Source organism: Geomonas sp. (genome assembly GCF_056994735.1).
The window spans coordinates 1-11,694 of sequence record NZ_JBXKJL010000044.1; the positions used below are offsets into that span (position 1 = coordinate 1).

6 protein-coding genes are annotated in these 11,694 nt (G+C 61.3%); all 6 read left to right on the forward strand.

Annotated features, from left to right (window positions below; all coding sequences use genetic code 11):
• Positions 1–4,008: DNA-directed RNA polymerase subunit beta (gene rpoB / locus AC11W3_RS02060; protein ID WP_484092409.1), on the forward strand; the 4,008-nt coding region annotated here is incomplete at its 5' end.
• A 103-nt stretch (positions 4,009–4,111) separates the two neighbouring features.
• Positions 4,112–8,257: a DNA-directed RNA polymerase subunit beta' gene (gene rpoC, locus AC11W3_RS02065; protein WP_484088382.1), complete on the forward strand. Its 4,146-nt coding sequence runs from the start codon at positions 4,112–4,114 to the stop codon at positions 8,255–8,257.
• Positions 8,258–8,379: 122 nt separating this feature from the next.
• Positions 8,380–8,751 (forward strand): 30S ribosomal protein S12, encoded by a 372-nt coding sequence (gene rpsL / locus AC11W3_RS02070; protein ID WP_484088383.1) that lies wholly within the window; start codon positions 8,380–8,382, stop codon positions 8,749–8,751.
• Positions 8,752–8,774: 23 nt separating this feature from the next.
• Complete coding sequence (rpsG, locus tag AC11W3_RS02075; protein WP_484088384.1) at positions 8,775–9,245, forward strand: 30S ribosomal protein S7; 471 nt, start codon at positions 8,775–8,777, stop codon at positions 9,243–9,245.
• Positions 9,246–9,283: 38 nt separating this feature from the next.
• A complete protein-coding gene (gene fusA, locus AC11W3_RS02080; RefSeq protein WP_484088385.1) occupies positions 9,284–11,362 on the forward strand; it encodes an elongation factor G in 2,079 nt (692 codons plus the stop codon).
• A 46-nt stretch (positions 11,363–11,408) separates the two neighbouring features.
• The coding region (locus AC11W3_RS02085; protein WP_484092410.1) for a GTP-binding protein at positions 11,409–11,694 on the forward strand (286 nt) is incomplete at its 3' end.

Consider the following 11,694-nt stretch of genomic DNA (forward strand, 5'->3'; position numbering starts at 1 on the left):
GACCAGTTCCTTCTGGTCAAGGAGCCGGAAGGCGGCCGTCCCGACGAGGGGCTGCAGGCCGTCTTCAAGTCGGTGTTTCCGATCTCCGACTTTTCTAACACCGCTCAACTCGAATTCGTTCATTACGAATTCGAGCCGCCCAAGTACGACGTTGACGAGTGCCGCCAGCGCGGCATGACCTATGCCGCGCCCCTCAAGGTAACGCTGCGCCTCATCGTGTTCGATATCGATGAAGAGACGGGCGCGCGCTCGGTCAAGGACATCAAGGAGCAGGACGTTTACATGGGCGACATCCCGCTCATGACGATGAACGGCACCTTCATCGTCAACGGCACCGAGCGCGTCATCGTCTCCCAGATGCACCGTTCGCCCGGCGTGTTCTTCGACCACGACAAGGGCAAGACCCATTCCTCGGGCAAGCTTTTGTTCGCAGCCCGCGTCATCCCCTATCGCGGCTCCTGGCTCGACATCGAGTTCGACGCCAAGGACATCGTCTATGCGCGCATCGACCGGCGCCGCAAGATTCCGGTGACCTCGCTGATGTTCGCCCTCGGGCTCGACGGCGAGACTATCCTCAACACCTTCTACAAGCGGATCGCCTACAAGCGCACCAAGGACGGCTGGCGCGTGCCGTTCGACGCCAACCGCTTCCGCGGCTACACCACGATGAACGACCTGGTCGATGCCGACACCGGCAAGGTCGTGCTCGAGGCCGGCAAGAAGCTCACCGTGCGCTCGGCGCGCCAGCTCCAGGAAAAGGGGCTGAAGGCGCTGCGTATGTCGGATGAGGATCTGGCCGGCAATTACCTCGCCGAGGACCTCGTCAATCCGAAGACCGGCGAGATCTACGCCGAGGCGGGCGATGAAATCACCGACAAGCTGCTGAAGTCGCTCAACGAGCAGGGCTACAAGGAGCTGCCGCTGCTCGACATCGACCACGTCAATGTCGGCGCCTACGTCCGCAACACGCTGTCCGCCGACAAGAACATGACGCGCGAGGACGCGCTGTTCGACATCTACCGCGTGATGCGTCCGGGCGAGCCGCCGACGCTGGAATCCGCGCAGGCCATGTTCCAGTCGCTGTTCTTCGACGGCGAGCGCTACGACCTCTCCGCGGTCGGCCGCGTCAAGATGAACATGCGGCTCGAGCTCGATGCGCCCGATACCCAGCGCACGCTGCGCAAGGACGACATCCTGGCGGTCATCAAGACGCTGGTCGACCTGCGCGACGGCAAGGGCGAGATCGACGATATCGACCATCTCGGCAACCGCCGCGTCCGCTCGGTCGGCGAATTGATGGAGAACCAGTACCGCATCGGCCTGTTGCGCATGGAGCGTGCCATCAAGGAGCGCATGTCGTCCGTCGACATCGACACCGTGATGCCGCAGGACCTGATCAACGCCAAGCCGGCGGCCGCCGCCGTGCGCGAGTTCTTCGGCTCGTCGCAGCTGTCGCAGTTCATGGACCAGACCAACCCGCTCTCCGAGGTCACGCACAAGCGTCGTCTCTCGGCTCTTGGACCGGGGGGCTTGACCCGCGAGCGCGCGGGCTTCGAGGTCCGCGACGTCCATCCGACCCACTACGGCCGCGTCTGCCCGATCGAGACCCCTGAGGGTCCGAACATCGGCCTGATCGCCTCGCTCTCCACCTACGCCCGCATCAACGAGCACGGCTTCGTGGAGACGCCGTACCGCGTGGTCAAGGATGGGAGGGTGACCGACGAGGTCCGCTTCTTCTCGGCTCTCGAGGAGGAAGGTCACGCCATCGCCCAGGCCAACGCCGAAATCGATGAAAACGGCCGTTTCGCCGCCGACTACATCTCTGCCAGGAAGAGCGGCGAGTTCGTGCTGGTGGGACGCGACGAGCTGGAGCTCATGGACGTGGCCCCGATGCAGCTCGTTTCCGTTGCCGCCTCGCTGATCCCGTTCCTCGAAAACGACGACGCGAACCGCGCCCTCATGGGTTCGAACATGCAGCGCCAGGCCGTGCCTCTTCTGCGCGCCGACTCTCCGCTGGTCGGTACCGGCATGGAGCGCGTCGTGGCCAGGGATTCCGGGGTTTCCTCGGTTGCCCGCCATAACGGCGTGGTCGAGTCGGTCGACGCCTCCAGGATCGTAGTCAAGATCGACGAGGACCAGTACGACGCGACCGGCACCGGCGTGGATATCTACAACCTGATCAAGTTCGCCAGGTCCAACCAGAACACCTGCATCAACCAGAGGCCGGTGGTCAAGGTCGGCGATCACGTGAAAGCCGGCGACATCATCGCCGACGGACCGTCCACCGACATGGGAGAGCTGGCCCTGGGCCAGAACGTGCTGGTTGCCTTCATGCCCTGGGGCGGCTACAACTATGAGGACTCCATCCTCATCTCAGAGCGCCTGGTCAAGGACGACCGCTACACCTCGATCCACATCGAGGAGTTCGAGGCGGTGGCCCGCGACACCAAGCTGGGCAAGGAGGAGATCACCTCCGACATCCCGAACCTCGGCGAAGAGACCCTGAAGGACCTGGACGAGTCGGGTATCATCAGGATCGGGGCCGAAGTACGCCCGGGCGACATCCTGGTCGGCAAGATCACTCCCAAGGGCGAGACTCAGCTCTCCCCGGAAGAGAAACTCCTCAGGGCCATCTTCGGCGAGAAGGCGGGCGACGTGAGGGATACCTCGCTGCGCGTGCCGCCGGGGGTCGAGGGGACCGTGATCGGCGCCAAGATCTTCTCGCGCAAAGGCGCGGACAAGGACGCCCGCACCGAGATCATCGAGAAGGCCGAGGAACAGCGTCTCAGGAAGGACGAGCAGGACGAGATCCGCATCATCCGCGATTCGGCCATCGGCAAGCTGAAGAAGCTCCTGGTCGGCCGCACCGCTGCGGTCAAGATCGAAGGTACCGACGGCAAGGTGCTGATCCCGAAAGGGGCCGCCATCACCGAGGAGATGCTGAAGTCCTTCTCCATGGACCGCTGGGACGAGATCTCCATCGCCGACGACGATACCGTCGACGAGAAAGTGGCCCAGACGCTGGCGACGCTCAACCAGCAGATCGACATCATCAAGTACGTCTTCGACGACAAGGTGCAGAAGCTTCGCCGCGGCGACGACCTCCCCCCGGGCGTCATCAAGATGGTCAAGGTCTACATCGCCATCAAGAGAAAGCTCCAGGTCGGTGACAAGATGGCCGGCCGCCACGGTAACAAGGGTGTCGTCTCCAGGATCCTTCCGGAAGAGGACATGCCGTACATGGAAGACGGTCGTCCGGTCGAGATCGTGCTGAACCCGCTGGGCGTTCCGTCCCGTATGAACGTGGGGCAGATCCTCGAGACCCACCTTGGCTGGGCAGCACGCGGCCTGGGCTGGAAGATCGAGGAGTTCCTGGAGAAGAACTCTCCGCACGACGAGATCAAGCGCTTCCTGAAGGGTGCCTACGGCAACCCCGACATGGACAAATTCCTCGACAAGCTGGAAGGAGAGGAGCTGATCAATGTCGCCAAGCGCCTCAAGCGCGGCATCCCCATGGCCTCCCCGGTCTTCGAGGGCGCAAGCGAAGAGTCGATCCAGGCCATGATGAAGCACGCCGGCTTCGAGACCACCGGACAGGTCACCCTGTACGACGGCAAGAGCGGCGACGCCTTCATGCACAAGGTCACCGTCGGCATCATGTACGTGCTGAAGCTCCATCACCTGGTCGACGACAAGATCCACGCCAGGTCGATCGGTCCCTACTCGCTGGTCACCCAGCAGCCGCTGGGCGGCAAGGCGCAGTTCGGTGGCCAGAGGCTCGGGGAGATGGAGGTCTGGGCGATGGAGGCTTACGGCGCCGCATACGCGCTGCAGGAGTTCCTCACCGTCAAGTCCGACGACGTGGCCGGCCGCACCAGGATGTACGAGGCCATCGTCAAAGGGAAGCACACCCTGGAGCCTGGTCTGCCGGAATCGTTCAACGTTCTGATCAAGGAGCTGCAGTCCCTGGGCCTCGACGTCGAACTGCTGGAGAGCGAAGAGGACTAGGGTCGCTGTGAGCTGTCAGGCTGGTCCTACGGTCTGACGGCTCCGACTCTCGTATGATGCCTTAATTGATAACGTAACTCCTACTAACAGGGAGGAATATACTTTGGAAGATATCTTTACTTTTTTCGATAAGCCGAAAGATCCGTTGCACTTCTCCTCCATCAAAATCTCGATCTCTTCTCCGGAAAAGATCAGGGAGCGTTCGTTCGGCGAGGTCAAGAAGCCGGAGACCATCAACTACCGTACCTTTAAGCCGGAGCGCGACGGCCTCTTCTGCGCGAAGATCTTCGGTCCTACGAAGGACTACGAGTGCAACTGCGGTAAATACAAGCGGATGAAGCACCGCGGCATCGTCTGCGAGAAGTGCGGCGTCGAGGTCATCCCGTCCAAGGTGCGCCGCGAGCGCCTGGGCCACATCGACCTGGCCACCCCGGTGGCCCACATCTGGTTCCTCAAGTCCCTTCCTTCAAGGATCGGCAACCTGATGGACATCACCCTGAAGGACCTCGAGAAGGTGCTCTACTTCGAGGCCTACGTGGTGACCGACCCGAAGAACACCGGCTTCCCCTTCGGTCAGGTCTTCTCCGAGGACCAGTACCAGAAGGCCCTGGAGGAGCACGGTCCGACCAGCTTCGAGGCCGGTATGGGGGCAGCCGCCATCAGGACCTGCCTGACCTCCATGGATCTCGACCTCCTCTCCGAAAACCTGAGGGTCGAGATGCAGGAGGCGACCAGCGAGGCCAAGCGCAAGAAGACCGCCAAGCGCCTCAAGGTCATCGAGGCCTTCAAGAATTCCGGCAACAAGCCGGAGTGGATGATCCTCGAGTGCATCCCGGTGCTGCCGCCGGAGCTCCGCCCGCTGGTCCCGCTGGACGGCGGCCGCTTCGCGACCTCGGACCTGAACGACCTCTACCGTCGCGTGATCAACCGCAACAACCGCTTGAAGCGCCTGATGGAGCTGCAGGCCCCTGAGGTCATAATCAGGAACGAGAAGAGGATGCTGCAGGAAGCTGTCGACGCCCTCTTCGACAACGGCCGCCGCGGCCGCGCCATCGCCGGACCGAACAAGCGTCCGCTGAAGTCGCTCTCCGACATGCTCAAGGGTAAGAGCGGCCGCTTCCGTCAGAACCTCCTCGGAAAGCGCGTCGACTACTCCGGCCGTTCCGTTATCGTCGTCGGTCCGGAACTGAGACTCCACCAGTGCGGTCTCCCCAAGAAGATGGCGCTGGAGCTCTTCAAGCCGTTCATCTACAACAAGCTCGAGGAGCGCGGCTTCGTCACCACCATCAAGAGCGCCAAGAAGATGGTGGAGAAGGAGAAGCCGGAGGTCTGGGACGTCCTGGAAGAGGTGATCAAGGAACACCCGGTCATGCTCAACCGCGCCCCGACGCTCCACAGACTCGGCATCCAGGCCTTCGAGCCGGTGCTGATCGAGGGCAAGGCCATCCAGCTCCACCCGCTGGTCTGCACCGCCTTCAACGCCGACTTCGACGGTGACCAGATGGCGGTCCACCTCCCGCTCTCCGTGGAGAGCCAGGTCGAGACCCGCGTGCTCATGATGTCCACCAACAACATCCTGTCGCCGGCACACGGCAAGCCGATCATCGTGCCGTCCCAGGACATGGTTCTCGGCATCTACTACATGACCCGCGAGAAGCACTTCGCCCAGGGTGAAGGGAAGATCTTCTCGTCGATCGACGAGGTCTCCATCGCCTGGGATGCGGGCGAGATCAACCTGCAGGCCAGGATCAAGGTCAGGATGAAGAACCTCCCGACCGACGAGCGCCCGACCCTGGTGGAGACCACCACCGGCCGCGTGCTGCTGCGGGAGATCCTGCCCGAGGCGGTGCCGTTCTCGGCCATCAACAAGGTCATGACCAAGAAGGAGCTCTCCAACCTGGTCGATACCTGCTACCGTCTGGCCGGGAACAAGGAGACGGTGGTGCTGGCCGACAAGCTGAAGTCGATCGGCTTCCGCTATGCAGCCAAGGCCGGTATCTCCATCTCCATCAACGACATGGTCATCCCGGAAGGAAAGCCCGCCATCATCACCCGCGCCACCGAAGAGGTGCAGGAGATCCAGAACCAGTACACCGAGGGTCTGATCACCGACGGCGAGCGCTACAACAAGGTCATCGACATCTGGGCGAAATCGACCGAGGACATCGCCCGCGAGATGCTGGACAACCTCTCCCGTGACACCATCAAGGATCCCGAAGGAAACGACGTCAAGGTGCCGTCTTTCAACGCGATCCACATGATGGCCGACTCGGGCGCAAGGGGTTCCGCCCAGCAGATCCGCCAGCTGGCCGGGATGAGGGGACTCATGGCCAAGCCGTCGGGCGAGATCATCGAGACTCCGATCACCGCGAACTTCCGCGAAGGCCTCACCGTGCTCCAGTACTTCATCTCGACCCACGGTGCCCGTAAAGGTCTGGCCGATACCGCACTCAAGACGGCAAACTCCGGTTACCTCACCCGCCGTCTGGTCGACGTCGCCCAGGACGCCATCATCACCGAGGTCGACTGCGGCACCATCGACGGCCTCACCGTCTCCTCCCTCACTGAAGGGGGCGAGGTCATCGAGCACATCGGTGACCGCATCCTGGGCCGCGTGGCCCTGGACGACATCCTCGATCCGGTCACCGGCGACGTGCTGGTCCCGGCCAACGAGGAGATCGACGAGACCCTGGTGGCCAAGATCGAGGCCGCCGGCCTCGAGAAGGTCAAGATCCGCTCGGTGCTCACCTGCGAGAGCCGCCGCGGCATCTGCGCCAAGTGCTACGGCCGCGACCTGGCACGCGGGCACCTGGTGAACCGCGGCGAGGCGGTCGGCGTCATCGCCGCCCAGTCGATCGGCGAGCCTGGTACCCAGCTCACCATGCGTACCTTCCATATCGGTGGTACCGCATCGAGGCGCGCGGAGCAGACGGCACTGGAGGCGAGGAACGAGGGTTTTGCCAAGTTCATCAACATCAACTCCGTCATCAACTCCGAAGGTCACCACATCGTCATGAACAGAAACGGCGAGCTGGCCATCGTGGACGAGACCGGGCGCGAACGCGAGAAGTACACCGTCGTCTACGGCGCCAAGATCAAGGTGAAGCCTGAGGAGAAGGTCACCCAGGGGCAGTCCATCGCCGAGTGGGACCCGTACACCATGCCGATCCTCACCGAGATCTCCGGTAAGGTCAAGTTCGGCGACGTCATCGAAGGGGTCACCATGGAGGAGCAGGTCGACGAAGTCACCGGCCTCTCCAGGAAGGTCATCATCGAGACCCGCGACGCCGATAAGCGCCCGCGCATCACCATCAAGGACGAAAGCGGCAAGACGGCCAAGATCGGGGAGAACCTGCTGGCCCGCTACTACCTGCCGGTCGGCTCCAACATCAACGTGATGGAGGACACCGTCGTCAACGCCGGTGACGTCATCGCCAAGATCCCGCGCGAAACCACCAAGACCAAGGACATCACCGGTGGTCTGCCGCGAGTCGCCGAGCTCTTCGAGGCCAGAAAACCGAAAGACTTCGCGGTCATCACCGAGATCGACGGCGTGGTCGCCTTCGGCAAGGACGCCAAGGGCAAGCGCAAGGTCATCGTCACCCCGGAGATGGGCGAGCCGAAAGAGTACCTGATCCCCAAAGGGAAGCACATCAGTGTCCACGAAGGGGACCATGTCCGCGCCGGCGAGGCCCTCATGGACGGCTCCTCGAACCCGCACGACATCCTCAGGGTGCTGGGGCAGAAGGAACTGGCCAAGTACCTGGTCGACGAGGTGCAGGAGGTCTACCGTCTGCAGGGCGTAAAGATCAACGACAAGCACATCGAGACCATCGTGCGCCAGATGCTCAGAAGGGTCAGGGTCAAGGACGTGGGCGACACCAACCTCCTGATCGACGACCAGATCGAGCGCTACGTCTTCGAGGAAGAAAACGAGAAGGCCATGAGCAAGGGCGGAAGGCCGGCCACCGCGGAGTCGCTGCTCCTCGGTATCACCAAGGCGTCGCTCTCCACCGAGTCCTTCATCTCGGCGGCCTCCTTCCAGGAGACAACAAAAGTCTTGACACAGGCATCCATAGAAGGTAAAGTTGACAGTCTTCGCGGTCTCAAGGAGAACGTCATTATGGGCCGCCTGATCCCGGCTGGTACGGGTCTGGCGATCTACAGGAACCTCCGCATGGTCGCCGAAGAGCCGGTGATCATACCTGAGCCGGTAGAAGAGGAAGAGCTGGATCTGGAAGAAGCCTAACCGCCACGGCGGTTCGTGAAAATATTTTGAAATAAAACTTGACAAGCACATGCTATGTTGCTATTTTCATCGCTTCCGCAGGGGGAGCCCTGAGCTGGAAGCATAGTATGAAGAGGGTCTGTATGCCAACAATCAATCAGCTTATTCGCAATGGTCGGGAGTCTAAGGGTGAGAAATCCACTGCTCCGGCACTCAGGAGCTGCCCGCAGAAGAGGGGCGTATGCACCAGGGTTTACACCACAACTCCGAAGAAACCGAACTCCGCTCTCAGGAAGGTCGCCAGGGTGCGCCTCACTAACGGCGTCGAGGTGACTTCCTATATCCCGGGCGTCGGGCACAACCTTCAGGAGCACTCCGTGGTCCTGATCAGGGGCGGCAGGGTTAAAGACCTTCCGGGTGTCCGTTACCATATCGTTCGCGGCACGCTCGACTCCGTCGGCGTGAAGGGAAGGATGAAGAGCCGTTCCAAGTACGGTGCAAAAAGACCGAAGTAATCGAATAAAGCGAGAGGTTTGCTATGCCTAGAAGAAGAGAAGTAGCCAAGAGGGTGATTCTGCCGGATCCGAAGTACGGTGACCGGGTGGTCGCCAAGCTCATCAATATAATCATGCTGGACGGCAAGAAGTCTACGGCTGAGAAGGCGCTTTACGGCGCCCTCGAGCTGGCGGCTTCCAGGGCTAGCGACGAGCCGGTCAAGGTTCTCAAGAAGTGCCTCGACAACATCAAGCCGATGCTCGAGGTGAAGTCGAGAAGGGTGGGCGGTTCCACCTACCAGGTTCCGGTCGAAGTGCGTCCGGAGCGCCGCGTCTCGCTGGCTATGCGCTGGCTGGTGAAGTACTCCAACGCCAGGAGCGAGAAGACCGTTACCGACAAGCTCGCCGGCGAGATCCTTGACGCTTACAACAACCGTGGTTCCGCGGTGAAGAAGCGTGAGGATACGCACAAGATGGCAGAGGCCAACAGGGCCTTTGCTCACTACCGCTGGTAGTAATCCTTTAGGATCCACAGTACTCGGAGGTTTTGTAAGTGGCACGTCAGGTTTCGCTGGAAATGACCCGAAATATCGGGATCATGGCTCACATAGATGCAGGGAAGACAACCACCACGGAGCGTATTCTCTACTACACCGGTGTTTCCCATAAGATCGGCGAGGTCCACGACGGCGCCGCTACCATGGACTGGATGGAGCAGGAGCAGGAGCGTGGCATCACCATCACCTCTGCTGCAACCACCTGCATGTGGAAGGACCACCGTATCAACATCATTGATACTCCGGGTCACGTTGACTTCACCATCGAGGTAGAGCGCTCGCTGCGCGTCCTTGACGGCGCTGTCGCCGTATTCTGCTCTGTCGGTGGCGTCGAGCCGCAGTCCGAGACGGTATGGCGTCAGGCTGACAAGTACCGCGTTCCGCGTATCGCCTTCGTCAACAAGATGGACCGCGTCGGCGCCGATTTCTTCCGCGGCGTTGCCATGATCAAGGACCGCCTCAAGGCCAACCCCGTCCCGCTGCAGATCCCGATCGGCTCCGAGGAGAACTACAAGGGTATCGTCGACCTCATCGAGATGAAGGCCATCGTATTCAACGACGAATCGATGGGCTCCGTCTTCGAAGTGATCGAGATCCCCGCTGATCTCGTCGACCAGGCTCAGGAATACCGCGACGCACTGATCGAGGAAGTATCCAGCCACGACGACGCGCTGATGGAGAAATACCTGGGCGGTGAGGAAATCACCAAAGACGAGCTCAAGGCTGCCATCCGTCAGTGCACCCTCGACATCAAGATCTGCCCGGTGATCTGCGGCTCGGCGTTCAAGAACAAGGGTGTCCAGCAGCTGCTGGACGCAGTTCTTGATTACATGCCGGCTCCGACTGACATCCCGGCAATCCAGGGTATCGATGCCAACACCGAGGCGCCGATCGAGCGTCACGCTTCCGATACCGAGCCCTTCTCCTCGCTGGCATTCAAGATCATGACCGACCCGTTCGTTGGCCAGCTCTGCTTCTTCAGGGTCTACTCCGGCGTCATCACCTCCGGTTCCTACGTCTACAACTCGACCAAGGGGAAACGCGAGAGGATCGGCCGCATCCTGAAGATGCACGCCAACAAGCGTGAAGAGATAAAAGAAGTGTACGCAGGCGACATCGCCGCCGCCGTGGGTCTCAAGTACACCACTACCGGCGACACGCTCTGCAACGAAGACAGCGCCGTCATCCTCGAGTCCATCGAGTTCCCCGAGCCGGTCATCTCGATCGCCATCGAGCCTAAGACCAAGGCCGACCAGGAAAAGCTTGGCATCTCGCTCGGCAAGTTGGCCTCCGAGGACCCGTCCTTCCGCGTCAAGACCGACGAGGAAACCGGCCAGACCATCATCTCCGGCATGGGCGAGCTTCATCTCGAGATCATCGTCGACCGTCTGTTCCGCGAATTCAAGGTCGACGCCAACGTCGGTAAGCCGCAGGTCGCATACCGCGAGACCATCACCAAGAAGGTCAAGTCCGAAGGCAAGTTCGTGCGTCAGTCCGGCGGCCGCGGCCAGTTCGGCCACGTCTGGCTGGAGGTCGAGCCGCAGGAAGCTGGCAAGGGTTACGAGTTCGTCGACGCTATCAAGGGCGGCGTGGTTCCGCGCGAGTATATCCCGGCGGTCGACAAAGGCATCAAGGAAGCTCTCGATTCCGGCGTCATGGCCGGCTACCCGGTGGTGGACGTCAAGGTCACCCTGGTCGACGGCTCCTACCACGAGGTTGACTCCTCCGAGATGGCGTTCAAGATCGCAGGCTCCATGGGCTTCAAAGAAGGGTGCCAGAAGGCTGGCCCCATCATCCTTGAGCCGATCATGTCCGTCGAAGTCGTGGTCCCCGAGGAGTACATGGGCGACGTCATCGGCGACCTGAACTCCCGCCGTGGCCGCATCATGGGCATGGAAGGGCGCGCAGGTGCCCAGGTGGTCAGCTCGATGGTGCCTCTGGCCCAGATGTTCGGCTACTCCACGATCCTTCGTTCCGCAACCCAGGGGCGTGCAACCTACTCCATGACCTTCGACCACTATGAGCCGGTACCGAAGTCGGTGGCTGAAGAGATCGTCGCGAAGGTTAAAGGCTAAAAGATTAAGGCTAATATTTAATTCCCTTACCTAGGAGGATTCCGCAATGGCAAAGGCTAAGTTTGAAAGAACAAAACCGCACGTAAACATAGGCACCATCGGCCACGTCGACCACGGCAAGACCACCCTGACCGCTGCCATCACCAAGGTCCTCGCTGGTAAGGGGCAGGCAGAGTTCAAGGCTTTCGACCAGATCGACAACGCTCCGGAAGAGCGTGAGCGTGGTATCACCATCGCCACCGCCCACGTCGAGTACGAGACCGACAAGCGTCACTACGCGCACGTCGACTGCCCGGGCCACGCCGACTACGTAAAGAACATGATCACCGGTG